This window comes from Anaerocolumna sp. AGMB13020 (genome assembly GCF_033100115.1).
Lineage (GTDB): Bacteria > Bacillota > Clostridia > Lachnospirales > Lachnospiraceae > Anaerocolumna.
The window spans coordinates 4,096,002-4,122,494 of sequence record NZ_CP136910.1 but is presented as its reverse complement, the minus strand read 5'-3'; the positions used below and the strand labels follow the sequence as shown (position 1 = coordinate 4,122,494).

Below are 26,493 nucleotides of genomic sequence, written 5' to 3'. Positions count from 1 at the left end.
TGTATCATCTGAAATAACCTATCTCTTACCCTGCAGCTCTTTTACCCTTTCCCTGCTGCAGGGCTTTTTGTTTTTTCCGTCTCTTTCGGCATTCTTCTTTTAGCCAACCGCTTCATTATATTCTGGCATTCATGAAAATCCCCAAAGAATACCGTCTGTGCCCTTTTGGGGAATAACAGAAAGGTGCGAAGCACAATAAATACTGCAGTATACAGCATTTCCAATAGGATAAGGATAGGCCGAGAAAGCATCTGCCCTGACGGATACCAATACTTCGATTTCAACATAGTGATATTCTCGCTTTCGCATGTCATATTCTCAACCCAGCAGGGCTTTTATGTAATAGAATGCAAACACAATTTCCTATTAAATAAAAAATACCGCATATAAAATTAAAGAATAAGGAAAAATTATAATGCGGTCTTGCGTTAACTATTCCTTCACTTCATAAATACAAAAAGAAAGCAGTCCTCTGTCAAAGGATAAGGATATCCAGTACAAAATGGTATCACCAGTAGTCCTATTTATAAATCTTTAGTAACAACATTTATGCAATATTGACAAATAATCAATTTTTATATTTTCTTAAAAAACCACTTTATCCACAGTTTATGAAACCGAATTCATTCTTTTAAATAATATACTCTCAGTAATATTTGTGCAATACAACGAAATTACTTGAAAACCCAACTAAAAGTCGCTATATTACAATTTAAACATTTATTAGCCATTGTATTAAGCAGGGAAAAAACTATAATAAAAGTAACATTTGTGTAGGTAAGTGCACACAAATTTAGAAAGCATAGCTTGTAGATAAGTAGTAATTCCAAACCTGTATTATGCAGGATGTAATACGAAATAAACAGACAGTTCTTATACCGAAGTCTATGCCTGATTTTAAAACGCGTGCTAAAGCATGCAGATGGGAGCAAAATATGAATACACAACTATTAAACAATTGGAAATTCCAATATAATGACTGCCCGGAGGCCTGGTATAAGGGTTACGATGACAGCAGCTGGGAAGCAGTTACCGTTCCACACGACTGGTCCGTGCATATGCCTTTTTCCAAGGAATATTCCAGCGGTACCGGTTATCTGGCAGGAGGAATCGGCTGGTATCGTGGTTCCTTTTATCTTCCGGAGGAATTAAAGGGAAAGAAGATCTTTATAACCTTTGACGGTGTTTATAAGAACAGTCAGGTATGGTGCAACAGTTATTATCTTGGAAAACGTCCCTTCGGTTATGCAACCTTCCGTTATGATATCACCGAGCAGGCCGTTTTTGGCGACACCCCTAATGTTATGGCTGTCAGAGTAGACCACAAGGATATCTCTGATTCCCGCTGGTTTACAGGTTCCGGTATCACCCGAAAAGTCACTGTCACTGCTGAAGAACCCGTTTACGCAGAGTATAACAGCATTTTCTTTACCACTCCTGAGGTTTCAAAAGAGGAGGCCTCTGTAAAGATTACCTCCACTATTATAAATGAAGCTGCTGAAGCTGCTGAAGTCACAGTGAAGCACACTCTTGGTTTTAAGGCAAAAGAAGCTCTTACTGTCACCAGCTCCTTACGACTAAGTCCTAATGAGAAGAAGGAGATAACTGTAGAAGGTCTGCTCTCCTCTCCTATGCTGTGGTCAGTAAATGAACCAAATCTTTATAAACTTACTACCGAAATCAAAGCTCAGTCGATTACAGGTGCAAGCAACACGCAGCAAAACTATGAATCCATGGTAGGAATCAGAAGTTTCCGTTTCACAGCGGATAATGGGTTTTACTTAAACGATGAACCACTGAAATTAAAAGGTGTCTGCGTTCACCATGATGCAGGTTGTCTTGGTGCCGCCGTGCTTCCCTCCGTATGGCTTAGAAGACTGGAGGCTTTAAAGGAAATGGGCTGTAATTCCATCAGAATGAGCCATAATCCTCATATGCCTGAGCTTTATGACCTTTGTGACGCTTTAGGTTTCCTGGTAATGGATGAAGCTTTTGACGAGTGGGAAAGCCCTAAGAATAAATGGTGGACAGGACATAATGTGTATCCGCCCAGACATCAGGGTTATGCGGAGGATTTCCCTCAGTGGCATGAACAGGACCTGACCGATCTGATTAAAAGAGACAGAAATCATCCAAGTATCATTATGTGGAGCATCGGCAATGAAATAGATTATCCAAACGACCCTTATTGCCATCCCCTCTTTACAACCATGACCGGAAACAATGATAAAGACAAACCCTCTGCCGAAAGAGAGTATAACCCGAATAAACCTAATGCAGAAAGACTTTCTGTAATAGCAGCCAATTTAACCCGCATTGTAAAGACTTCAGATACAACCCGACCGGTTACCGCTGCCGTAGCTTTTCCTGAGCTTTCAACCTTCTTAGGCTACATTGATTCTTTTGATGTGGTAGGTTACAACTATAAGGAAGAATGGTATGAAAGAGATCATGGACGTTTTCCTGACAAACCTTTCCTGGGCAGTGAGAACAGTCACTCCTTAAGTGCCTGGAAAGCAGTAAGAGACTGTGACTATATCTCTGGTCAATACCTATGGACAGGAATTGATTACCTTGGAGAAGCCCACGGCTGGCCCATAAGAGGCTCCTATGCCGGACTGCTTACAACCGCAGGGTTTAAAAAGACCTCCTTCTACCGCAGAAAGAGCTTCTGGCAGTCAGAGCCTACGGTATATTTAACAACAGCCAGAGCTGCAGAAACTGAGAACGAAGCCGCTACCGAATGGGAATGGAAAGAAATGTTCCGCAGTTATAATTATATTCCGGAAGAAAAGGTTGAAATAAGATGTTATACCAATCTGGATGGTATCGAATTGTTTGTTAATGGTAAGAGCCTGGGAAGAAAAGCTTATGATGACACTCTGGGCTACATCCCTTTTACCCTGTCCTTTGAACCCGGAGAATTAAAAGCGGTTGGTTACTTAAAGAATAACGAAACGGAAATTACTTCAGATCTTCTTCTTACAAATGGTGCACCCTGCGATATTTCTCTTACAAACTGGGAACCCTCTGCTGAAATCTTAGCCTTTAATAAAGCTTATGTAGAAGATATTTTAACCTTTGACGGCTTTCGCTTAAAACAGATAGAAGTAACCCTCATTGACGGTAATGGCCTTCCTTGCTTAACAGACAGCAGCTTACTAAGAGTCTCCTTAGAGGGTGGTAAGATCCTTGGTCTTGAGAATGGTAATTTAGCCGATGTAAGAGAATATACTTCCTTAGAACGTCGCGCTTATAACGGAAAGCTTCTTATCTATGCTGCCCTTAGCGAAGATAGCCAAGGGGTCCTTACTGTAAAAGGCAGCAGCCTGAAGACAAGAAGTATAACTCTTTAACAGCTTTGAAGAATTACTTCAGCCTTCTCTGTTGTAATTAGAAGGAGATACCCCCACCGCTTTTTTAAATACCTTACTGAAATAATATAAATCCGTAAATCCAACGGACTGACCCACCTCAGACATTTTCATGTTTGTGGTGGTGATCAGCTCCATTGCATGATTAATACGTACAGAATTCAGATAAGTAAAAATTGTTTTATGAGTCATTTTCTTAAATATGCGGTTTATGTAATCAAAATTACTGCCCGATATTTCTTCTATATCATGACTGGTAATCTTTCTGGCATATTCCGTGTTTAGATATTCCAACAGCATTTGAACCTTATGATAGGATTTGGGCATAACAGAGGTACTTTTCTGAAGTGTGTACAGCAAATAGCTTCGATATGTTTCTATAAAGGCTTCCATTACCTTAATGGAACACATAATTTTATAATTGTCCATATGGTCTTTGTTATGTTTTATGGCCTCATCCAAAAGGCAGCTCACCTTAATAAAATCCGCCATACTGTTAAAATGATAATACTTGGGCAGCAACAAGACATCATTGTCTATGGTTTTATAAGAAAAAGGATCACTTTTCAGAGAATCGTTGTGTCTTGACAGAATAAACTTAATAAACTCCTCTTCCGGAGGCATGGGAAATCTTTTCATATCTTCCTGTTTAAAATGCAGATAATAATATTCACAGTGGGAAGCCTTATAACCTTCATGGAAGTATTCTTTGTCAAGAAGAAGAAAATCACCTGTACGAAGCACATAATTAACATTGCCTTCTTTCAGATACATCTCACCTTTTTTTATCACGTAGACGATATACTCCTCTGCCCTTCTTTTGTTATGTACAAAAGGCGGTTGTATGGCTGCTGTATTCATTAATCGTACTCTGGGAATCTGTCTGGAATTCAATTCATAGAACATATTACACACTGCCTTTCTAATTACTGTTATTTTTCCACAATCGCAACGCAAGTATACTCTTAAGTGGGTCGGTCAGAACGCTACAATGAAAGGATCCTGCTATGGCTTTGTTTTCTTATGATAAACAGTTGAATAAAATTGAGACTCCCTCTGGTACCATAACTTTATCTTCACTGTTTCTCCCATTTTTTATTGAAATGGTCCTTATCAATACCATGGGTACCATTAATACACTTTCCTTAAGCCACTATTCCCAAAACTCTGTTGCAGCTGTTGGTGCAGCAACACAGCTTATTAATATGATATTTACCTTCTACGGTGTGGTCAGTGCCGGCTCTTCCATCGTCATCAGTCAGAATTTAGGAGCAGGCAAGAAGGAAACCGCAGGTGATGCAAGTATAATCTCCATCTGCTTCAGCGCTGCCCTTAGTCTGGTAATCGGCCTAATCCTTGCCTTGTCAGCCAGACCTATACTTACCATGATGAACTTAAAAGGCGAGCTTTTGTCAGATGCAATCCTATACTTCCGTATCTGCATCACTTTTTCCTTCTTTCAGGCAGTGTATTCCGCCTTATCAAGCATTTTCAGGAGTTATGGCAAACCCAAAACAGCTGTCAAAATCTCATTGCTTGTAAATTTAATCAATGCTCTGTTAAATATCCTGGTGGTTTTCAGACCCTTTGAAATTCCACTAAGAGGGGTCTGGGGAATCGCAGTATCCTCTGTAATCAGCCAATGTTTTGGTATGATACTTATGTTCTTCCTGCTAAAACGCTCCGGTTTCTTTCCTCATCTTCACAAAGAAATCTTTAGAAGGCTGAATCTTATAACGAAAATACTCTACATCGGTGTTCCGGGGGGCATTGCCAATCTGTCCTATTCACTTTCCCAGGTGGTCTCAACCTCTATTGTGGCCTTCATTGGAACGGAAGCTGTATCCACCAAGATATATCTGGATAACATATTCTTCTATGTATATGTTATCGGATTGGCTCTTGGACAGGCAACTTCCCTTATAATCAGCCGTTTGGCAGGTGCCCGCAAATACACACAGGCTATGCAGCTAAATAAGCAGAATCTGAAAATCACCTTACTGTGTAATATCTTCTTTTCTGTGGTTATTTTTCTACTGGGAAAACATCTGCTTGGTATATTTACGGACGATCCTGCCATAATTGCAGTAGGTCATCAGATTATGCTCTTTGACATACTGGTAGAAATAGGCCGGGGATTTAATCACATTGAGAATAGTTCCTTAAGAGGAGCCGGAGATGTCTTCTACCCCATGATAATTTCTCTCACCTCTTGTTGGGTCATAAGCATCCTCTTTGCTTATCTTCTGGGTATCGTTTTTGGTTTGGGGCTCTTAGGCTGCTGGATTGCCTTTGCTATGGATGAGCTGTTCCGCGGTATATTATACTTCAGACGTTTTCAAAGCGGTAAGTGGAAGGCAAAAACCATTGTTTAGCACCCCTTTATTCCGCTAAGCAGAAGAAGCTCCATGGCATTTTAGAGCGTGTTTGAAAAAATAATTTTTCAAACACGCTCTACTTCGGTCAGGAAGCTACGGTGCTTTTCTTCCTATATTTATTGCGGAGAACTAGCCGATATCCGGCTCATTGCTCAGGTAAATTTCATCCTTCCATTTACCTTCCGTTTCAAACAGCACAATTTCATTTTTACCTTTTTTAAGCAAAGGTGCCGGTATATAAAGTCTTTTCTGCGGGCCGATTTCCCAAAACCTTCCCAGGTTAAAGCCGTTGATAAATGCACAGCCTTTACCCCAGCCGGTAAAATCAAGGTAGGTATCCCCTGCTTCCTCCGCTTCAAAGAAGAATCTATAAAATCCGGGTCTGCCCTCCTCATAATCCTTCTCATAATCTACTTTATCAATATCCTTTAGAGGTAATGTGTACATCTCCCAATCAAATATAAGATGACCATTTACCTGAACGCCACTGTCAATTCCTTTTCTCTGTTTCTCTAATCTGGGACCGAAATTCACACGTCCCATATTTTCCACCAGAATATCAAGCTGACTATTAGCCGTTAACTCTACTGCAAGCTCACTTTCTGTTAACAGCTCTCTGTCATAAAGCGTTAATACCGGCTTCTGGTTGACAAATAACTGTGCCCTGTCGTTGGCATCGTAGAGTCTTATTTTTTCTATGTTTTTTTCTTTCTTAAGAGTTGAACGATAGAGGATATATCCATAATTCTGCCCAGCTCTTTCCATGGATACAGGGTATTTACCGGTTTGCTTTTCCGTCAAATTATTAAGATTTGCAAACAGACCGGTCTTACTGTGAAGTTTAACTGTACCATATTCCTTTTCCTGTATATCTGTAGTTAAGGTCACCTCTGGAAGTTCCTTATATCTTCCGATAATCTCTTTAAAGGCTTCGTATTTTGGTGTAAGCTTACCACTCTCCGTCAGTACCGCATCATAATCATAAGAAGTAACATCCGGGGTCAGTACATCATAATAATTGGAACCGTTCATAAATCCGAAATTCGTACCACCTTCAAACATATAGATATTAACGTTTCCGGTCTTCATGATTTCTTCCAGATCTTTCTTATTTTCTTCCAGGTCTGAAGTCTGATGCTTGTCTACTCCCCAATTATCAAACCAGCCTACCCAGAATTCCATACACATCAAAGGTCCGTCTGTATGTTTTTTTAAAATCTCAAATTGCTGTGCCACCTTGGATCCAAAGTTAGCGGTAGGATGTACACCTTCTACTTTTCCGCAGTCTAATGCATCTCCCCAAGGCCCATCTGAGGTTACAAGAGGAACTACAGTACCTTCCTCTCTCATTACCTGTGCCATCCACTTAAGATATTCGGTATCATCTCCATAATAACCGTATTCGTTTTCTACCTGCATCATAATAACAGGTCCGCCGTAATTAATCTGTAAAGGGGTCAATATCTTAAACAATTCCTTGTAGTAACTCTTCACATGGTTTAAGAAAGGCTCATAAAGTCCGCGCAGGCGCATTCCATCCTCTTTTAGCAGCCAGGCTGGAAGCCCGCCAAATTCCCATTCCGCGCAGATATAAGGTGAGGGTCTTACAATAACCCATAATCCCAGTTCTCCTGCCACTTCGATAAATTTCTTTATATCAAGAATACCGTCAAAATTAAACTTCCCCTTCTCTTCCTCATGAAGATTCCAGGGTACATACGTTTCAACGGTGTTACATCCCATGGCTTTTAATTTTTCTAATCTGTCTTTCCAATACTCAGGTACAACTCGAAAATAATGTATTCCACCTGAAATTATTTGTATTTCATCTCCATTAAGGTAAAATTTATCCCTTATGTCAAACTTGTTCTGCATGCTAGATAACCTTCCTTTCTGCAACTGAATGTTTCTTTATGTTAAGCGGCATTCACCTGTTAAAGCTCTTGCGCTTATTTCCGGATTTAAAATTCTATTCTTTTCTTAAACTTTCTAAGATGTATAGAAATATATAACGCTATTGTATTTCTTACCTGATGTATTCATCGGATTTATTTTTACCTCTTCCAGGTATAAACAGGCTTAGCATATGAGGTATTTATATCTGGAAGAAACAAAAATGTTAAAAACAATTATGACAAACCTTTCTCTATATTGCAGCTTTCTTTCTCTATATTGCAATTTTCTTTCTCTATAAAGTTGCAAAGCTTCATACAAGCCACAAATTAACATTGCAACTTGTATGAAGCTTTTTGGGGCAACTTATTTATACAGGTTACTCTTCAATCAGTAACTCCGTAATTATTATTTACCTAAATACTCTTTGTAAGCAGTTAACTGATCCTGAAGCACTTTATACACTTCATCATATCCTGCATCTTTCATTGCTTTTCTGAAATCAGCAACAGCTTTCTCAGGATCTCCGGCTTTACCGAAAGCAATAGCAGTTACATAACTTGCAAATACATCAGACATATTAGCCATATAAGATGCAATGTCATCTGTTTCAAATACAAGCTGTGAGTAAGGTGAGTCAATTGCATAAGAATCATAGTTTGCAAAGATATCAGCTTTTCCTGAATACCAGGTTTCGTTATCAAGCTCTAAGTTATCGTTACGTCCATACCAGTAGTTCGTTCCAAGAGCATCTGTTGAATCATCATATCCTTCAGGACGACCAAGTTTACCGTCATCTGTTACAACGTAATCTGTACCTTCAATACCATAGTTGAATAAACGGTAGATTTCTTCATCATTACGAAGTAAGTCATATACCATTAAAGCTCTTTCAGGATGCTTGGAGTTAGCACCTACTGCTAAAGCACCATGTGTGATAATAAGGTTTACAAGGTTCTTGCTTGGCTCTGAGAAAGAGAAGAACTGAACATCAGAACCGGGTTGTTTGGTATCCATCTGAGGACGTACCGTTGTGTAGTAAGTCTGCGTATGATGCTGATCTGCACCAGTCTGACCTGCATAGAACTCTTCACGGGTATCTCCTGTGTAGTTGAGTACGTCTTCTCTCCAGTATCCAGCATCGCCCCACTGTTTCATCATCTTAGCAAAGTCGATGTATTCCTGACCTTCCATGTAAGGAGAAACAAGTGTAAAAGGATCATCCTTGGAAGCACCGAAGAAAACGGGAACTTCTAAACCGTCAAGGAAAAGAGTCTGTGTATTGGACTGGAAGTAACCACCAGCTAACTGAGAACCAAATGCCTGGCCGCTTGCTGCTGCATCCCAGGGAATAACATCAGGATAGTTGTCTTTGATACCCTGGAAGTACTTACCAAGATCAGCAAAGCTGTTAACACCGTTTGTTAAACCGAACTGTTTTGCCCAGTCTCCACGGTACATGAAACCGTGATTTGTCCACTGTTTGTAGTTATCTTCAGGTATTAAATAAATCTTGCCATCATATTTGCACATGTTCCAATGATCTTCTGAAACGGAAGCATAGGTCTGAGGTGCATAAGTTTTTAACATGTCATCTGTTAATTCTAAGAAAGCACCTTTCTTGGAGTTAGGCCATGCATCTAACCAGTCGGTAGCTGTACCGATTAAGTCAATTGTGGAATCTCCGGATGCTAAGAGAAGGTTATACTGTGTCTGCCAGTCAGCCCACTCTACATAATATAACTCAAGTTCTGCGTTAACTTTTTCTGTAAGCTTTTTGTTAAGCTCTGTCATCATTGCTTCTAAGCGGCCGTTGGTAGGTTTGTTACCAAGTACGACGAATTTAATAACTTCATGTTTTGATGTATCAATTGCGCCGGTTGATCCGCCATCTGTCGGAGCAGTTGTTGTACCGCCATCTGTTCCCTGTCCTGAATTGTTGCTTTTTGAACCACATGCAGCAAGGCTGACAGCCATGCTTAAGATCAGGCAGAGGCTAAGTAGTTTCTTAAATGTTTTCCCCATAAATTTCCTCCTGTTATATAATTAATCTATGTTTACTTCGTCTTGCGAAGAAAAACACCACCGGGTTACTTGCACTTTAGCCCTTTACAGCACCAACTGTGATACCTGCGATAAAGTACTTCTGTACAAAAGGGTAAAGTAAAATAATAGGACCAGTTGCCACAACCGCTGTAGACATTTTGAGCGTTTCCAGAGGAAGTGAAGTTACTACGACATTGGAGCCTGCAACGGAGTTCTTTAAGGATGCAACCTCGTTGACGATTTTATACAAGTGATACTGTAAGGGTCTGTATTCTACCTTAGCGGATAGGAATAACATGGAGTTATACCATTCATTCCAGTAACCAAGAGCCAGGAATAAACCGATTGTTGCAAGGGCCGGTTTTAACATTGGCAGAATCAGTTTGACAAAGATGGTAATATCACCGGCACCGTCAATCTTACCGGATTCGGTAATCTCAAAGGGTATGGCCTTAATAAAATTCTTCATAAGAATAATCAGCCAGGGTGACATCAGCAGCGGCAGAAATACTGCCAGGTAATTGTCTTTTAATCCAAGATATTTGGATATCAACAGGTAGAAAGGAACTAAACCACCTGAAAATAGTGTTGTAAAGTAAATATAGAAGGATATCTGATTACGGAAAGGAAAATCCTTTCTCTGCAGTGCGTATCCTGTCATGGAAATAATGAATAAACCAAGTAAGGTACCACCTACTGTCATTAATATTGTTACCACATAAGAGCCGAACAGCTGCTTGGAGTTTCTTAATACCAGTTCATAAGCGTATGTGGTGAAACCCTTTGGTATAATTGCAAAACCTGTTTTTCTGATCAAGCCTTCCGTACTGAAGGAAGTGGATATCATTAATATGAAAGGCAACAGGCAGGCTAAGGAAAACAGCCCGATAAATATATAAGCAATAGTTTTTATGATAATATCTGATGAACCCAGTTTAATTTTACTATTCTCTTGCATTTTGACCTCTTTTCTACATTTATTACTTTTAGCAACAACGAAATTTAGAATAATGAATAATCACTGTCAATCTTCTTTACAATCCAGTTACAGAAAAGTACCAGAGCAAAACCAAAAACTGACTGATAAAGACCTACCGCACTTGCCTGAGTAAAGTTAAAGTTATTCATCATGGTACGGAATACATAGGTTTCAATAATATCTGTTGTAGGGAACAGCATGGAGTTGGAAGGTCCGATAATATTATAGAACAATCCAAAGTTTCCTTTTAAGATGCTACCCATAGAGAACAATAATAATATAATAATAGTAGGTTTTAAGCCGGGAAGAATGATGTATTTGATCTTCTGGAAAGCGTTTGCTCCGTCTACCCTTGCAGCTTCAACTGTTTCTGCATCAATACCCATAATTGCCGCAAAATAAACGATGGAACCATAACCGGTCTGCTGCCATAAATGAACAAGTACTATGATAAAGGGCCAAACCGTCTTGTTGGCGTAAACTTTAATGGGATCTCCGCCGAACTGTCTGATAATACTGTTGATAAAACCAAAATCATAATTTAACAGGTTATAAACTAAAAGACCTACAAGTACTGCCGAAATAAAGTATGGCAGGAACATAAATGTCTGAGTGACCTTTTTAAAGTGTTTGTTTTTAATCTCATTTAAGAGAATAGCTACAAAAATCTGAAGTGTATTTCCTATTAATATAAATGCTAGATTGTAAAGGAGTGTATTCCTTGTCAGCATTGTAATCTTACCGGAAGTAAAGAGGAATTTAAAATTGTCGAAACCAACAAATTCACTGCCGAAAATTCCTTTGGCATAATTAAAATTGGTAAAGGCAATGTACGCACCTGGCATAGGTATGTAGGAAAATACCAGGAAAAATAAAATAGCAGGAAGACACATGAAGCAAAGTACCCTGTATTTCCATAAATTTTTGATAAATGATGTCTTTCCCACTGTCGATACGCTAGCTGCTTCTGCTTTTTGATTTCTTTTCATGCTTCTTCTCCTTATCCAACTTTCATTCCAGCCTCTCTCCATAATATCTGTAAAATCAGACATTAAAATTCATAGACGAAAAATATTCTCTGTTGCTTTAGCCTTGTATACTTTTCATAATAGCTTTTAAGGCAATTGTATTGTTTATGTTATTATCAGCAATTCTGCCCTAACAATACCTTTTACGAAACCGCTTTCATAGTGATTATTAAAAAAATGCGATTTATATTCAAATAACATGTTTACCTTTATCGTACTTTGAATTGTGCATTCTGTTGTAATGGTAGTTATTGAAATCGCTTTCATATCACGATTATAACAATAAGCTTTTTTCTTGTCAAGAGGTATATTTGTGATTTTTAACATTTTATTTATGAATGCTTTATAAATGCTGTTATTTACTTCACATATTCTACATTGTTAGTAAAATAACGTTTTGTACTTATCAGCATAATAACCATTAAATCAGTATTTTTACGAAGAAAAGACCATACTCTGTCTAGCTGGAGTATGGTCTTTTCTCATTTCAATATTTTTTATTTTAATTAATTAAACTAATACATGTTTACAGGAATCACGGATCGTCAGATAGGTATCAACTGACTTTATCTTTTCTGTCTCATTGCCGCTAATTATATCAATTATCGTTTTCATCATTTTTTCAGAATGCATTTTTAAATTGTAGTTAACGGAGGTTAACTGAGGCGTTGCTATTTCAGAAAAGGAGGTATCATCATAAGCCACCAGAGAAATCTCTGCTGGAATTTTAATTTTCATTTCCTGACAAGCTTTTAATATACCCATTGCTACCTGATCATTCACTGCTATGATAACTTCCGGCAGGTTATCACTGCTAAGAAGCTGCTTCATCGCTTCATATCCGCCATCTATATCATATTTACAATCAATTATAAGTTCATCAGCCAGCTCAAGATTATGAAGCTTCAGACAGTTCTTTAAGGACTCCCGCTTTCTTACGGTAGGTATAACTGTATTGCGTCCTCCCACCAGATTCACCTTCCGATGACCGCAGCTTAACAGGTAATCTATCAGTTCTTTCATTCCATGTTCTTTTTCTGTGTAGACCTTGTAACATTCCGCTCCGGGAAATTCACCGCCAACTACCACGGGCATCTTTTTCGCTGTTTTATTGATTAACTTCACATACTCTTCATCCGGTTTGATTTCATCGGCATTGCCTCCTACCTGTATAATCGCGTCTACATGCTTTTCACACAGGTTCTTAAGATGGCTCAATTCGGATGAAAGATCGTTCATTGTATTGCATAGAATCATATTATAGCCATATTGGCTGGCTACCATCTCGCATTCAATAAATATATTAGAGAAGTACGGATTGCGGATATCTGGAACCATCATTCCGATGGTTTTGGTTTCCTGTTTGCTCAGACTTCTGGCTAAACCATTTGGTTCAAAATCATATTTTTTAATGATTTCCTCAATTCTTACTCTTTTCTCTTCACTAACCCTGGCATTATTTGTCAATACCCTTGATACTGTAGCCGGAGATACACCCGCTTCTCTGGCTATGTCATATACAGTTATTGCCTTCTCACTCATTACCTGACCCCTTATTATGTAACATTTTCATGACCACCTTCAACCAATGGTCATTGCAGAAGCAGAATTCAGCTTATATATCTCCATTTTCGCTTTCGCACTGTAATAATAATATAATTTACATCATCAAGTCAAGTCCTTTAATTTTTCGCTGTTTTTCGTAAAGGTTTACTGGTCATTTTACTTTATTTGTGATAGAATTACAATAGTTTCATTTTCATTACATGTAATTAAATTGTTTACTTTTTAAAATATACGAGGAGGACCTAATGTCTGATATAACAATTTCCGAAGCTAAAAGATGCCTGCAATGCAAACGTCCCTTGTGTAAAGAAGGATGTCCCGTTCACACACCGGTAAATGAAGTAATTCATATGCTGCTTGACGGAAACATCGTAGAGGCGGGAGAAAAGCTGTTTCTCAATAATCCACTTTCCGTTGTATGTTCACTTGTATGCCCCCATGAGAAGCAATGTGAAGGTCATTGTATACTTAACAGAAAAGGTGACCCCATCAAATTTGGTATGGTTGAAAACTATATCTCTGATTATTACCTGAATTACGTTGAAAGCCCTAAGGTGCCAAAATCCGGTAAAAAGGCAGCGATAGTAGGCTCTGGCCCTGCGGGAATCACCATTGCCATTATCCTTGCTTCCAAAGGTTACGATATAACGATTTTTGAAGCCCATGATAAGATCGGCGGTGTACTGCGTTACGGTATTCCAGAGTTCCGTCTGCCGAAATCTGTACTGGATAAGCTTAAAGATAAATTAATTGAAATGGGAATTAAAATCCGTCCCAATACTTTGATTGGACCTATTATTACGGTAGAAGATCTGTTCCGTGACGGTTATAGTGCTGTATTTATCGGAACCGGCGTTTGGAATCCGAATACTTTAAGAATAAAAGGCGAAACTCTGGGACATGTGCATTTTGCCATCGATTATCTCAAGAGTCCCGATGCTTATACACTGGGTAAAAGAGTCTGTATCATCGGTGCCGGTAACGTTGCTATGGATGTTGCCAGAACTGCCTTAAGAAACGGCTCCAGGGAAGTAACGATTCTCTATCGAAAAGGAGAAACCAGCATAGAAGCAGAGCCTGTCGAGATAGAATATGCGAAGCTTGATGGTGTTAAGTTCAGTTTCTACCGAGCTCCTTTTGAGATTACCGATACCGGTGTTAAATATCATGAAACAGAAGTAACAGGTACGGACGAAAGAGGAAAAGAAACGGTTAAGCTACTGGAAGATAACGAAGGACTCTTTCTCTGTGATTCTGTTATTCTTGCAGTTGGACAGAGTCCAAGACGAAACATCGTAAATAATTCCAAAGGTATTGATGTCAATAACAGAGGACTGCTGTTAACCGATGAATTTGGCCGAACCACCAGAGAAGGAGTCTTTGCCTCCGGTGATGTTGTTACCGGTGCAAAAACTGTAGTTGAGGCGGTACGTGTATCCAAAGTCGTAGCGGAAGCTATGATAGAGTACATGGAGCAGACGCCCAATTCATAATTCGATACTTATTGGAAAATTATAAGGGTTCGTCATTTATTTCAAGCCTTCCGGGCATTTAATTTTACCCATAACCCAAAGCATAAGCTTCAATCCTTGTAATATAAAAGCTCTTACTGACAGAAATATTCATAAATGTCAGGAAGAGCTTCTTTCAATTTCTAATATGTTTTTATAAACACCTTTTTAAGCTGCTGTTCTTACAAAAATTATTGTTAAAGCATAACGTCCATACAACTTCAGGCAACTTGCACAGAACAGAAAGAACGAAATTAGCCGTTCCCCTGTAAAAATTATAATAGCTTTCACGTCTAATAACAAAGCACTTCATAACCCTCTTCCGTTACCAGTACCATGATCTCCCACTGTGCAGAGGGCGCACCATCTGCTGTGTAAACAGTCCAGTCATCTGCTTCATCGATAAAGATCTCATTCGTACCCATATTCACCATAGGCTCAATCGTAAAGATCATACCCGGAACCAACAGCATTTCTTTGCCTTTTCTGCTGACATAGCTTACCCAGGGTTCTTCATGAAACTCAATACCTACACCATGACCGCCGATTTCCCTTACAACTGTATAACCATTTTTCTTTGCATGCTCATTAACAGCTTGCCCCATATCCCCTAAGAAACCCCAGGGTTTCACTTGCTCCAGCCCTTTTTCCAGACATTCTCTGGCGACCTGAACCAGTTTCTGCTTCTCCTCACTGACTTCGCCAATCATATACATTCTGGAGGAATCGGAGAAATAACCATTGTAAATAGTGGACACATCAATGTTAATAATATCTCCGTCTTCTAAAATATCTTCTTCAGACGGAATGCCATGGCATACCTGACTGTTGATGGAGGTACAAACACTCTTGGGGAAACCATTGTAATTCAAAGGCGCAGGAATTCCCCCCAGCTGGAGAGTCTTCTCATGGACCATTCGATTTATCTCCTCTGTGGACATCCCGCTTTTCAGATTCTCACCAACATAATCCAATACAGCAATATTGACCTTGCAGCTTTCCTTGATACCTGCTATCTGCTCTGGTGTTTTAATTATTTTTCTTGGCGGAACCTTATGACCGTTTCTTCTGTATACCTCAAGCTTATCATCTAAGCCTGCATGACAAAATTTGTATTTATTTCCACTGCCGCACCAGCAGGGATCATTTTTACCTATTTTTTTCTCCATACGAACTCCCATCCGTGTGCTTTTACACACATACTTATCAGGATTTTAAAAAGTATACATCCGTTAGTTTTCACATCCTGTAAGCATCTCTCCTGCATTGATTCGGTGTATATCCGAAATTGCTGACAAAAGCCCTGGTAAAGGCTGCCTGAGAAGAATAGCCATATTTCACTGCTATATCCAAAAGTTTCTCTCTGGATTGGGTGATATCGGTAATCGCGTGGGTTAATCTTCTTTCCGATACATACTGCTTAAAAGTCATTCCTACCGCCTCATGAAACTGTGAGGAACAGTAATAGTGGGAGTAACCGATAAAGTCTGCCATTCTCTCCAGAGTGGGATCATTTGTTATATTTTCATCTATCCAGTTTACCATAGTTTCAATTACTTTTGCTGACATACACTCACTCCTTTCGTCTATTATATTATATCGGTCAGATTATTTTTTGATATAAGTTGCAGACTTTATCTGTTTTTATCTTATAAGGGAAGCAAATGTCCATACCCTTCTTTTTCCATTTCTTCAACAGGAACAAAGCGAACCGCCGCACTGTTTATGCAGTAGCGCAATCCTCCCATCTCCTTTGGACCATCCGTAAATACGTGCCCCATATGTGCGTCTCCTAATCGGCTGCGGACCTCCGTACGATGCATTCCATGGGTGGTATCCGTTTTTTCCAGCAGTACCTCTGCGTCAATGGGTTTCGTAAAACTAGGCCACCCGCAGCCGGATTCAAATTTGTCCCTGGAGGTAAAAAGAGGTTCGCCGGTAGTAATATCAACATAAATACCTTCACGAAAGTTATTCCAGTATTCATTCTGAAAAGGAGGCTCCGTACCATTCTCCATAACAACCTTGTATTGAAGGGAGGTCAGGTTCTCTTTCAGGAATTCTTTGTCAGCTTTTTTATATTTTCCTGGGTTTCCATTATTCTTCTCCATATACGTAGTCCTTTCTACAATGACCATTGTTATTAATGCGTCTGTTAGCGTCTGTTTATACCGTCTAGTCTATTGCTGATATTCTATAAATATCGGTATACTTATACTTGACATCCCTATTTCACCATCAAGAATTGAAGTATCCTCTTTCTCCCGAGTCAATAAAAATACATTGCTTACATTATCATAGTAATATTTTCCAGATATCAAGTAGGAAAACCTAGCATTGACTATATCCGGGTTAATACCGGAAAATATATAATAACCACCTTTATAATAAAATAAATCTATAAACCTTTCCATAGAAGTATTATTTTTATCAAAATAACCAATTCTTATAAATGTATTTTTTTTATCTTTTGCTTTCTGCATAAAAGCTTCCATGTATTCCACACCTTCACTGGTGATGCCGCTATAGGCTACTCCATCAAATGTGACCCCATTATTGATTTCCTTGTAATATGGAATCTTATCCTCTATTGCCTGCTCCACGGTATAATCAGCTGGTATTTCCATTAGTGGGATAGTATCTTTTTCACCGCAGGCTTTCAAGAGCATCTCATAAAACCCATTGCTGTAATTGTTGTTTGCCACCGTAAATTCCTGGCTGAAAATAAGGTAATTCTTACTCTCATCCTTTATATAAACTTTATCATGATTAGAATCAAGATAAACCGTCTCGCCCTTTAATTTTCCAGAGATTCCTACCGCCTGCATTTCTTTTGAAGGCCATATATCGTCCTTTAAAACATCCTCAATCTTTCCTGCTTCTGTAGCACCATAAGGTAATTCCGTAAGAAGGCTCCCCTCCTCCTGCCAGTAAACCGTATTTCCAACAACAATGGCTGGATTCAAAGGAATCTTCTGATGAAAGACATTATCCCACATCCAAAAGCCTCCAAAAATCAGCATAAGGAGGAGGACTGAAAGTAAGGACCATTTAGCAACCCGCAGTTCCTTCTGTCTTCTTTTACAGGCATTACGAAAGCGATTCTTAGCCGGGGAATCCTTCTGCCATAGAAATCGAAAAACACTGACCAGATAATTTTCTTCCGGATAATCCCCCTGATAATAAAAGCCTGCCTTTTCATAAAATTGTCTTAACTTCTTATTCCCCTGATAGCAGTCCAGATAGATATTTCTCTCCTGCTTTATACTAAACTTCTGTACAAAGCGCAGGATTTTCTCACCAATCCCTTTCCCTTGATATTCCGGCAAAACTGCAATCCGGTGCAGATAATAATCCTCTTTGCTTTGAGCCTTATTATCAAAACAGCTATCAAGAGGTTTGAGTGAGAATACTGCTATGACACTTCCTTCTTCTCTTACAACATACTGGGACGGAAGGTCTTTTTCTATCTCTTCCCTATACCAGGGATAACTCCATTGAGGAATTTCTTTCTCAAGAAGTCTCAAAGTTACTTCATCAAGTACTGTAATAATATTATCTAAATCCCCCAGTACAGCTTTTTCTATTTTCATACCTCGTTCCTATCTGTATGCTTTTGCACACCTAAAGTCACTGAATAAACCCCTTATATTTAGAGATATTCCAAGTAAATTATATCCCATTTTATGTAAATTACAATCTTTTCAAGTGTTTTCTTCCAATTAGCCGAATAGAGACAATAATATACCGGCTGCAACAGCAGACCCTATAACACCTGCTACATTTGGTCCCATAGCATGCATTAGCAGGTAATTTCTGGGGTTGCTTTTCTGCCCTTCTATTTGTGCCACACGAGCAGCCATCGGTACGGCTGACACCCCGGCTGATCCTATCAGTGGATTGATTCTGCCGCCTGTAAGAACACTCATTACTTTCGCTATCAGCAGACCACCAATTGTACTGAATATAAAGGCAATTAAACCAAGCAGTATAATCTTAACCGTCTCTGGTTGTAAAAACTTTTCCCCTTGCGCTGTTGCTCCAACTGTAACTCCTAAAAAAATAGTGACAATATTAATCATAGCATTCTGCACCGTATCCGACAGCCTTTCCGCTACCCCTGATTCTTTTAATAGATTCCCAAACATTAACATTCCAATAAGGGGTGCAACTGAAGGAAGCAGTAAAATACACAGTGTAGCGACAATCACAGGAAAACATATTTTTTCAAGCTTTGATACTTTACGAGCCTGTTCCATCACTATTTCCCGCTCTTTCTTCGTCGTCAGCATTCTCATTAAGGGAGGCTGAATCATTGGGATAAGAGCCATATAAGAGTAGGCGGCCACTGAAATAGGTGCCAATAACCCCGGAGCCAGTCTCGTTGCAAGATAAATTGCAGTAGGTCCGTCAGCTCCGCCTATAATTCCAATGGAAGCTGCTTCCCCTGGAAGAAATTTAAGAGCTATTGCCAGTATAAAAGCTATGGCAATTCCAAACTGTGCACCTGCGCCGATTAACAGGCTGCTGGGTCTTGCGATAAGCGGTCCAAAATCTGTCATAGCTCCAATACCGAGAAAAATCAGAGAAGGATATATCCCAAGCTTTACACCCTGATATAAATAATAAAGTAATCCTCCTGGTTCTGAACTGCTTAAAGGTCCATTCATTAGACCAGTCAAAGGCAGATTAGCAAGCAGTATTCCAAAAGCAATCGGCAAAAGCAACAGAGGTTCAAATTTCTTTGCTATTGCCAGATAGATTAAAACGCATGAAACAACTAGCATAACGCACCCTTGCCAGGTTAAGTGGGTAAATCCTGATTGATTCCATAATTTTAATAATGCATCGATTAACATACTGACCTCTTTCCTGAAGTTCCAATTTATGATTGAATCTTCTCTACTGTGTATGTAAAACTTATATATTATTTATTTTATTCTGCTCAAGGCTCTGTTTAATCCATTTAATAAAGCCTTATTTCTTTTGTTGCTTTTCAATGAAACATATAATAGCTGAAAAAGCTTTAATTACTACCCATAACATAATCAGAACAATAAAAACGATTAACATACAAAAAAATGCATATATTAAGCTATCTCCCACAGGCATCTTTCTTACCTCCTTCCCCAAATAGGTATTATATTAAATAAAAAAAAGCTTCCTGAAAGGAAGCTACCACCCTGAAGCCGAAACTTGAAACAGCATTAGCAGCTGCCAACCGGATAAAAATCTGTTTTACTAAATAATACCTAAAAACTATACTAATTGTCAATCTTATTTTAATTAATTACATTATATCACACGAATCGCTGTATCCATTTACTTAGATGATTACTACAATTAATTACTACCTCTAATTATTTCTTCTATCCTTAATAGCCATTCTGCTTCACACTTAATGCCTCCAACTCTAAGTAAACCGTAGAGCAACAATCAGATGATAAGGGATTTATGTTCCTCGTTTTGCTTGGAGAGATTCCTTCTAGCACTTAAGAGTCAGAAACCGCGACCAGGTAAAACAGTGCCAATAGCTGGAGCATAATGCCCTCCATCCTCACAAACTAACAGTGAGTCTGGCACTTTTTTACCTTCAGGAACGGTTACTGGCACTTAAGTAGAATAAGGGTCCTCGAAAAGCAAAACATATAAACAACCCCTTTATTATCTTCCGTTAATACAGCCCAATTCTTTCTACGACAATTCAAACATCCCCGTATAAAGCTGATAATACTTACCTTTCTGGCTAATCAGGCTCTCATGGTTTCCTCTTTCAATGATCTGACCATTTTCCAAAACCATAATAGCATGAGAATTACGTACAGTAGACAATCTGTGAGCGATAACAAATACCGTTCGTCCCTCCATCAGTCCGTCCATCCCCTTTTCAATAAGCGCTTCTGTACGAGTATCAATAGAGGAAGTCGCTTCATCCAGTATCAGTACCGGGGGATCAGCCACTGCAGCTCTGGCAATGGTAAGCAACTGTCTCTGTCCCTGGGACAGGTTTGCACCATCAGCTGTCAGAAGCGTATCATAACCCTTTGGCAGATGTTTGATAAAGGAATGGGCATTGGCTAATTTGGCGGCTGCCTTCACTTCCTCATCTGTAGCATCAGGTCTTCCGTAGCGAATATTTTCAAGAACCGTCCCGGTAAACAAGTGGGAATCCTGTAATACCATGGCAAGGGACCGTCTTAAATCATCTTTCTTAATCTTATTGATATTAATGCCATCATAACGAATCTTACCATCGGGTACATCATAGAAACGGTTGATCAGGTTCGTAATGGTAGTCTTACCGGCACCGGTAGAGCCTACAAAGGCGATTTTCTGTCCAACTTTTGCATAGAGGGATACACCGTTTAATACCGTCTTCTCCGGAACATAACCAAAGGTTACATTATCAAATTCCACTTCGCCTTTTACCCTGGTATAAGTTATGGTACCATCCTGATGAGGATGCTTCCAAGCCCAGATTCCAGTCTTCCCAGTGGCTTCTGAGAGAGTTCCATCACTGTTTTCTTTTGCATAGATAAGCGTTACGTAACCGTCATCCACTTCTGGTTCTTCATCGATCATATCAAAGATTCTCTCCGCACCAGCTAAGGCTGCCAGTATGGAATTAAACTGCTGTGACATCTGTGTTATGGGCATGGAGAAATTTCTGGTATATTGAAGGAACGCAACGACCGCACCAATGGTCAAATAGCCGCCAAGTGAGAGAATACCTCCAAATATCGCTGTTATTGCATACAGTGTATAAGAAAGATTACCCATAATAGGCATCAATACACTGGCAGAGGCATTGGCGCTGGTTGCAGCCTCACAAAGCTTATCATTCATTTCCCTGAATTGCTCTTTGGATTCTTCCTCATGGCAGAATACCTTAACAACCCTCTGTCCTTCGAACATTTCTTCAATATAGCCGTTTACTTCACCTAAGTATTTTTGTTGTGCTTTAAAGCGTGAACCGCTTCGTTTCCCTATGTTCTTGATGATAAATACCATAAGAATTACCATAAGGATTACCAGTATGGTTAATTGCCAGCTTAAGTAGAGCATCATGATGAATACACCTGTCACACTGATAGCAGATGCTATAAAGTTTGCAACGGTATTGCTGAAAAGCTCTCTGATCGTATCCGTATCATTGGTGTAACGGCTCATAACATCGCCATGGGGATGGGTATCAAAATATTTAACCGGCAAGGATTCCATCTTTTTAAACAGGTCTGTACGGAGACGGTATAATGTGCCAGTTGAAATACTGAGCATTATCCTGCTGTAAATATACGTTGATAAGATTCCTGCCAGATATATGCCAGCCATGATGAACAGTGTCTTAACAAAGCCCTGAAATAAGGAACTGTCATATTCTTTTAAGAGTGGTGCCAGATAATCATCCACCACTGTCTTCAGATAAGCAGTTCCTGCTATCTGTGCCAGGGAACTGATGGCTATACCTACTAACACCAAACCTAAACGGAATCGGTAAGCAGACATGTATAGAAAGATTCTCTTTAAGGTCTTACCTGCATTTTTAGGCCTGCTGCCGGGTTTTATCATCTTCTTTTTCTTCTTTTTATCCTCTATTCCCATAGAGCCTTCTGTCAGAAATCCATTCTGTTGTTCTTTTTGTTTTTCCATCTTTATGCTCCTTTCTGCTGGGATTCGTATACTTCTTTGTAGATTGCATTGGTTTCCATTAGCGCTTTTGGAGTATCAAAGGCATTCACTTCACCGTCATCCAATACCAGTACTCTGTCGGCCTCACTGACGGATGAGATTCTCTGTGCAATGATTATAGTTGTAGTATTCTTTAGCTTACTCTTTAAAGCATCTCTTATTTTCTTATCCGTTGCCGTATCGACCGCACTTGTGGAGTCATCCAGAATAATTATTTTAGGATTCTTAAGTAACGCCCTTGCAATACATAACCGCTGTTTCTGTCCACCCGACACATTGACACCACCCTGACCCAGCCAGGTATCGTAACCCTCGGGGAAGGCGGAAATAAAATCATGGGCTTGTGCTGCCTTACAGGCTTCCATTATTTCTTCTTTTGTCGCTTCCTTGTTACCCCATCTCAAATTGTCAATGATGGTACCGGAAAATAACACATTTTTTTGTAATACCATAGCTACTTCACTTCTCAGATGCTCTAAGGTATAGTCTTTTACATTCCTTCCGCCAACTAAAATTTCTCCCGACAGCACATCGTAAAGTCTGGGAATAAGCTGTACCAGAGTAGTTTTTGATGAACCGGTGCCTCCAATGATACCGATGGTCTCACCGGGTTTAATGGTAAAGTTAGCGCCTGAAAGAGTAGTATTCTCTTTATCCCTGGAATAACTAAAGGATACATTCTTAAATTCTATGGAACCGTCAGCAACCTTTAACTCCTTATCAGCCCCTGTATCTGTAAGGTCTATCTCTTCTGACAGGACTTCATAAATACGTGTCATGGAAGCTCGTGAGATTACAACCATAATAAATATCATGGAAATTAACATAAGTGAGATTAGAATCTGTGAGATATAACTGATAAAGCTTGATAACTGACCAAGTTCAAACTGACCGTCAATAACCATATTTCCGCCAAACCAAAGAATGGCTATCATACAGCCATACATACTTAACTGCATGATAGGGCCGTTTAATATAATCAGCTTCTCAGCAAAAATCTGAGCTTTTCTAACAGCATCCGCAGAAGCTTCAAATTTCTTTATTTCCTGCGGCTCCCTGACAAAAGCTTTCACCACGCGGATACCAGTCAGGTTCTCCTGTACGTCTCCGTTCATTCGGTCGTACAGCCCAAGCATAGCTACAAATCTTGGATGCGCTTTCACCAGAATAATTCCAAGTGCTATTCCTAGAAGAGGAACGGCTACCAGGAATACCACTGACAGGCTTCTGTTAATGATAACAGCCATTATGGTTGCTCCAATAAGCATTACCGGAGCCCGGGCTGCCATACGGATAATCATCATAAATGCATTCTGTGTATTTGTTACGTCTGTCGTAAGTCTTGTGATCAGCGATGAGGTAGAATACTTATCCACATTTGCAAAGGAAAAATCCTGCACCTTGTCAAACATAGTCTTTCTTAAATTCTTGGCAAAGCCCATACCCGCCTTCGCTCCAAATTTTGCTCCCATCCTTCCGAAATTTAAGGAGATAAGAGCCATAACTACCATAAGCGCTCCCATCTTAACAATATAGCTGATACCCCCATCTCCCAATATACCTTTATCAATCATGCTGGCCATAACAAAAGGGATGAGAATTTCCATTATTACTTCCCCGATCATAACCAGCGGTGTCAAAATGGTGTATTTCTTATATTCACCAACACAGCCAAGTATTTTCTTATACATTGACATTCTCCTTCCTGCTATTTCATAAAAGTCTCTACATTCTGAATGCTCTTTTTAAGCAGAAGCCGAAACATATCTTTCTCTTCTTCCGTCATTCCCTGAACGATAACTTCTTCTAACATAACCAGATAACTTCTTAAATGCAGATATAGTTCTTTCCCCTTCTCTGTCAGCCAGACCTTTTTAATTCTTCCGTCCAACACATCTCCGCTTCGTGTAACCAGGCCATGCTTCTCCATATTTTGAAGAATATTCGTGACACTGGAGCGTTTCAGCTCAAACATAATCTCCACATCCTTCTGATTCGCAGGATTATCACTACTATAGCCGTCAAGAAAACGCATTACCCTGACTTGTTCAAAGGTAATGCCATGTTTTATCAGATTTTCATCTGCCAGATATTTTATATTTTTCCCGAGCTTTTGAATGTGATATCCGTAATCCTCCGGACGTCCCTTATTACACATAATCCATACCTATATCCATTCTTTATTTGTTATCCAATTAGTTAGATGTCTAACAACTATTTTATAAAATTTTTTTTATAAAGTCAATACTTCATTCTTTACCATACTGCGGTAATCATAGAAATGATAACTCTGCAATCGCCCGCTGCATATCGTATAACCTGCCATCAATACGGCCTGCAGCAGCAATTACATAAAAGTGTCATCCAGCATAAGGTGGTACAGACACTGCCTGCTCCCTGTGCTGCCCTTCCGTATCCGCTTCCCATATTTTCATACCATATTCCCCCGCCTTCCATTCTCTGCAGCAGCATGCGATAGGAGGGGTTCCCGGGATCTAGTGCAACTGCCTGTCTGGCAGCATTTAATGCTCCTATGTTATTGCCAAGTCCCTGATTAGCAACTGCGGCATAATAATACCAGATAGCTCCTCTTTCTCCTATGGAATCCAGTACCGTCATGGCTTCTCTGTAATTGCCTGCATTGATATAATTAGCTGCTGCCCTGAGTCTTCTCATATCCTCCGGGTTCTGATAGGAGGAGGAGCTGCTGTCGGTATTCCCAGAACCAAAAGGACCGTAGTTCTGTCCGCCGGTTCCCTGTCCATACCCACCAGCTCCAAAACCACCGGCTCCAAAACCTCCTGCCCCATAAGACCCCTGACCATAGGTATTTCCACCATAGGCACTGCTGCCGGTATAGTTACCATTTTCCCGGTCCTTCATAATTCGGTCATAAGCTACCTGTATTTCTTTAAATCGTTCTTCTGCCTGATCTTTATTGGGATTATTGATATTTGCATCAGGATGATATTTGCGGCTTAAGGCACGATAAGCTTTCTTAATGTCATCGGCAGTTGCATCCGGTGCTACTCCCAGGATTTTATATGGATCATATATCATAAATTACCTCCAATGCATATCTCAGGCTCACCCGGGATACTGCCAATTACTATAGAATACAGGCAAATCTGCCATTTATGCATCCTTTTTCGTTTCTCCCTGAGCTCTTTCGAATTTGACCCAGACTCCTGCGTAAAGAATATTACGGAGTATATCTGCATTCATTAATACCGGAAGCCTCTCAAATTCTCTGGCACATTCTGCCATCATAAGGTTTAAGATTTCTCTTGCGGAAATCTCTTCTGTTTGCAGAAGAAAAGGGTTATAGCTGCCGCTTTCCCTATCCTTCTCCCTGTCTTCAAAGGCATCGCAGAGATAGATAAACTTACCAAGATAGAAACCAAGATTTCTGACATTCTGTGCCCACTCATCTTCCTGATACACAAAAATCTCGCCTAACATTCTGCCGGTCAGGCCGGCTGCCAGGTCGATATCTGTCTCTTTTTTCTCCTCACAAGCTTTCAGGTCTTCCATATATTTCTCAACAGCCTGAGCCTGTCTTGGATACCTGACTTTAAGTCTCTTATAATCCTTTTCCATAAGTTTGGCTAAGGAAAGCTTTCCAAGGTGTTTATCATCCACCCAATCGTCCATAAGATTATGATATGCCAGTAAGATATTCATATCAGCCGCATATTCGGAGATATCATTCATCCTCATATTATGTTTTTTTGTGGGATGAGCTACACAGCGATGACTTTCCATCTTTTCCTTCGGTTCATATAAGCCGCTTAGAAGTACTACTAGAAATGTCATATCATAGGTTAAGGTAGCCTGTCCCATTACACCATGTTTCTTTTTTAGTGCCTGACAGAGACCGCAATAATAGGAATGGTATTTCTCAAAATCCTTTATTTTTAGTTCCGGTTTATTTATGGTGATATAACCAAACATCATGACTCCTTTGTTCATTCATTCTTGTCTCAAATACAAAAACTGAAATGAGCTACTTTAAGTATGCTCATTTCA

20 protein-coding genes are annotated in these 26,493 nt (G+C 39.6%); 3 read left to right on the top strand and 17 right to left on the bottom strand.

The annotated features are described in order from the left end of the window. Positions 1-935 precede the first annotated feature (935 nt). Positions 936-3,356: a glycoside hydrolase family 2 TIM barrel-domain containing protein gene (locus R2R35_RS17075; RefSeq protein WP_317731040.1), complete on the top strand. Its 2,421-nt coding sequence runs from the start codon at positions 936-938 to the stop codon at positions 3,354-3,356. An 18-nt stretch (positions 3,357-3,374) separates the two neighbouring features. Here the strand turns inward: R2R35_RS17075 and R2R35_RS17070 are convergent, their stop codons facing one another. Next, complete coding sequence (locus tag R2R35_RS17070; protein ID WP_317731039.1) at positions 3,375-4,280, bottom strand: helix-turn-helix transcriptional regulator; 906 nt, start codon at positions 4,278-4,280, stop codon at positions 3,375-3,377. Positions 4,281-4,381: 101 nt separating this feature from the next. On the opposite strand from R2R35_RS17070, the gene R2R35_RS17065 reads away from it, so the two are divergent. Further along, a complete protein-coding gene (locus tag R2R35_RS17065; protein WP_317731038.1) occupies positions 4,382-5,749 on the top strand; it encodes an MATE family efflux transporter in 1,368 nt (455 codons plus the stop codon). 132 nt (positions 5,750-5,881) lie between these two features. On the opposite strand, the gene R2R35_RS17060 is transcribed toward R2R35_RS17065, so the two are convergent. The 5 genes from R2R35_RS17060 to R2R35_RS17040 all read right to left on the bottom strand — a co-directional run bounded on the left by R2R35_RS17060 (position 5,882) and on the right by R2R35_RS17040 (position 13,240). Beyond that, the gene (locus R2R35_RS17060; RefSeq protein WP_317731037.1) at positions 5,882-7,627 is read right to left on the bottom strand and encodes a glycoside hydrolase family 35 protein; all 1,746 of its coding nucleotides are present in this window, start codon (positions 7,625-7,627) and stop codon (positions 5,882-5,884) included. A gap of 426 nt (positions 7,628-8,053) precedes the next feature. Then, positions 8,054-9,670: a DUF3502 domain-containing protein gene (locus R2R35_RS17055; RefSeq protein ID WP_317731036.1), complete on the bottom strand. Its 1,617-nt coding sequence runs from the start codon at positions 9,668-9,670 to the stop codon at positions 8,054-8,056. 76 nt (positions 9,671-9,746) lie between these two features. Beyond that, the gene (locus R2R35_RS17050) at positions 9,747-10,649 is read right to left on the bottom strand and encodes a carbohydrate ABC transporter permease (RefSeq protein WP_317731035.1); all 903 of its coding nucleotides are present in this window, start codon (positions 10,647-10,649) and stop codon (positions 9,747-9,749) included. Positions 10,650-10,693: 44 nt separating this feature from the next. Further along, on the bottom strand, positions 10,694-11,659 hold the full coding sequence (locus R2R35_RS17045; RefSeq protein WP_317731034.1) for an ABC transporter permease: 966 nt from the start codon (positions 11,657-11,659) through the stop codon (positions 10,694-10,696). Positions 11,660-12,208: 549 nt separating this feature from the next. Then, positions 12,209-13,240 carry a LacI family DNA-binding transcriptional regulator gene (locus R2R35_RS17040; RefSeq protein WP_317731033.1) on the bottom strand — a complete coding sequence of 344 codons (1,032 nt, stop codon included), beginning with the start codon at positions 13,238-13,240 and terminating at the stop codon, positions 12,209-12,211. Positions 13,241-13,509: 269 nt separating this feature from the next. On the opposite strand from R2R35_RS17040, the gene R2R35_RS17035 reads away from it, so the two are divergent. After that, the gene (locus tag R2R35_RS17035; RefSeq protein ID WP_317731032.1) at positions 13,510-14,757 is read left to right on the top strand and encodes an NAD(P)-dependent oxidoreductase; all 1,248 of its coding nucleotides are present in this window, start codon (positions 13,510-13,512) and stop codon (positions 14,755-14,757) included. A gap of 311 nt (positions 14,758-15,068) precedes the next feature. Here the strand turns inward: R2R35_RS17035 and R2R35_RS17030 are convergent, their stop codons facing one another. From R2R35_RS17030 to R2R35_RS16985, 11 genes are all read right to left on the bottom strand, one after another. Then, on the bottom strand, positions 15,069-15,944 hold the full coding sequence (locus R2R35_RS17030; RefSeq protein WP_317731031.1) for a methionyl aminopeptidase: 876 nt from the start codon (positions 15,942-15,944) through the stop codon (positions 15,069-15,071). 70 nt (positions 15,945-16,014) lie between these two features. Beyond that, positions 16,015-16,344 (bottom strand): helix-turn-helix transcriptional regulator, encoded by a 330-nt coding sequence (locus R2R35_RS17025; RefSeq protein WP_317731030.1) that lies wholly within the window; start codon positions 16,342-16,344, stop codon positions 16,015-16,017. 80 nt (positions 16,345-16,424) lie between these two features. Further along, positions 16,425-16,886, bottom strand: coding sequence for a peptide-methionine (R)-S-oxide reductase MsrB (gene msrB / locus R2R35_RS17020; protein WP_317731029.1), 462 nt, complete (start codon positions 16,884-16,886; stop codon positions 16,425-16,427). A 69-nt stretch (positions 16,887-16,955) separates the two neighbouring features. Next, positions 16,956-18,368 (bottom strand): GNAT family N-acetyltransferase, encoded by a 1,413-nt coding sequence (locus tag R2R35_RS17015; protein WP_317731028.1) that lies wholly within the window; start codon positions 18,366-18,368, stop codon positions 16,956-16,958. A gap of 129 nt (positions 18,369-18,497) precedes the next feature. Further along, positions 18,498-19,634 carry a sodium ion-translocating decarboxylase subunit beta gene (locus R2R35_RS17010; RefSeq protein WP_317731027.1) on the bottom strand — a complete coding sequence of 379 codons (1,137 nt, stop codon included), beginning with the start codon at positions 19,632-19,634 and terminating at the stop codon, positions 18,498-18,500. A 118-nt stretch (positions 19,635-19,752) separates the two neighbouring features. After that, the gene (locus R2R35_RS24745) at positions 19,753-19,821 is read right to left on the bottom strand and encodes a hypothetical protein (RefSeq protein WP_442872298.1); all 69 of its coding nucleotides are present in this window, start codon (positions 19,819-19,821) and stop codon (positions 19,753-19,755) included. A 648-nt stretch (positions 19,822-20,469) separates the two neighbouring features. Beyond that, positions 20,470-22,377 carry an ABC transporter ATP-binding protein gene (locus R2R35_RS17005; protein WP_442872297.1) on the bottom strand — a complete coding sequence of 636 codons (1,908 nt, stop codon included), beginning with the start codon at positions 22,375-22,377 and terminating at the stop codon, positions 20,470-20,472. Positions 22,378-22,427: 50 nt separating this feature from the next. Continuing rightward, positions 22,428-24,155, bottom strand: a complete 1,728-nt coding sequence (locus R2R35_RS17000; RefSeq protein WP_317731026.1) for an ABC transporter ATP-binding protein — start codon at positions 24,153-24,155, stop codon at positions 22,428-22,430. A 17-nt stretch (positions 24,156-24,172) separates the two neighbouring features. Beyond that, positions 24,173-24,622 (bottom strand): MarR family winged helix-turn-helix transcriptional regulator, encoded by a 450-nt coding sequence (locus R2R35_RS16995; RefSeq protein ID WP_317731025.1) that lies wholly within the window; start codon positions 24,620-24,622, stop codon positions 24,173-24,175. 167 nt (positions 24,623-24,789) lie between these two features. Continuing rightward, positions 24,790-25,524, bottom strand: a complete 735-nt coding sequence (locus R2R35_RS16990) for a DnaJ domain-containing protein (protein ID WP_317731024.1) — start codon at positions 25,522-25,524, stop codon at positions 24,790-24,792. 75 nt (positions 25,525-25,599) lie between these two features. Continuing rightward, a complete protein-coding gene (locus R2R35_RS16985; RefSeq protein WP_317731023.1) occupies positions 25,600-26,436 on the bottom strand; it encodes a DUF5685 family protein in 837 nt (278 codons plus the stop codon). Positions 26,437-26,493 lie beyond the last annotated feature (57 nt).

Coding starts and splice junctions, on each gene's coding strand:
- R2R35_RS17065 (WP_317731038.1), top strand. CDS start 4,382: ATGGCTTTGTTTTCTTATGATAAACAGTTGAATAAAATTGAGACTCCC.
- R2R35_RS17030 (WP_317731031.1), bottom strand. CDS start 15,944: ATGGAGAAAAAAATAGGTAAAAATGATCCCTGCTGGTGCGGCAGTGGA.
- R2R35_RS17025 (WP_317731030.1), bottom strand. CDS start 16,344: ATGTCAGCAAAAGTAATTGAAACTATGGTAAACTGGATAGATGAAAAT.
- R2R35_RS17035 (WP_317731032.1), top strand. CDS start 13,510: ATGTCTGATATAACAATTTCCGAAGCTAAAAGATGCCTGCAATGCAAA.
- R2R35_RS17075 (WP_317731040.1), top strand. CDS start 936: ATGAATACACAACTATTAAACAATTGGAAATTCCAATATAATGACTGC.
- R2R35_RS17000 (WP_317731026.1), bottom strand. CDS start 24,155: ATGTATAAGAAAATACTTGGCTGTGTTGGTGAATATAAGAAATACACC.
- R2R35_RS16985 (WP_317731023.1), bottom strand. CDS start 26,436: ATGAACAAAGGAGTCATGATGTTTGGTTATATCACCATAAATAAACCG.
- R2R35_RS17005 (WP_442872297.1), bottom strand. CDS start 22,377: ATGGGAATAGAGGATAAAAAGAAGAAAAAGAAGATGATAAAACCCGGC.
- R2R35_RS17010 (WP_317731027.1), bottom strand. CDS start 19,634: ATGTTAATCGATGCATTATTAAAATTATGGAATCAATCAGGATTTACC.
- msrB (WP_317731029.1), bottom strand. CDS start 16,886: ATGGAGAAGAATAATGGAAACCCAGGAAAATATAAAAAAGCTGACAAA.
- R2R35_RS17015 (WP_317731028.1), bottom strand. CDS start 18,368: ATGAAAATAGAAAAAGCTGTACTGGGGGATTTAGATAATATTATTACA.
- R2R35_RS17050 (WP_317731035.1), bottom strand. CDS start 10,649: ATGCAAGAGAATAGTAAAATTAAACTGGGTTCATCAGATATTATCATA.
- R2R35_RS17055 (WP_317731036.1), bottom strand. CDS start 9,670: ATGGGGAAAACATTTAAGAAACTACTTAGCCTCTGCCTGATCTTAAGC.
- R2R35_RS17060 (WP_317731037.1), bottom strand. CDS start 7,627: ATGCAGAACAAGTTTGACATAAGGGATAAATTTTACCTTAATGGAGAT.
- R2R35_RS16990 (WP_317731024.1), bottom strand. CDS start 25,524: ATGATATATGATCCATATAAAATCCTGGGAGTAGCACCGGATGCAACT.
- R2R35_RS17070 (WP_317731039.1), bottom strand. CDS start 4,280: ATGTTCTATGAATTGAATTCCAGACAGATTCCCAGAGTACGATTAATG.
- R2R35_RS17045 (WP_317731034.1), bottom strand. CDS start 11,659: ATGAAAAGAAATCAAAAAGCAGAAGCAGCTAGCGTATCGACAGTGGGA.
- R2R35_RS17040 (WP_317731033.1), bottom strand. CDS start 13,240: ATGAGTGAGAAGGCAATAACTGTATATGACATAGCCAGAGAAGCGGGT.
- R2R35_RS16995 (WP_317731025.1), bottom strand. CDS start 24,622: ATGTGTAATAAGGGACGTCCGGAGGATTACGGATATCACATTCAAAAG.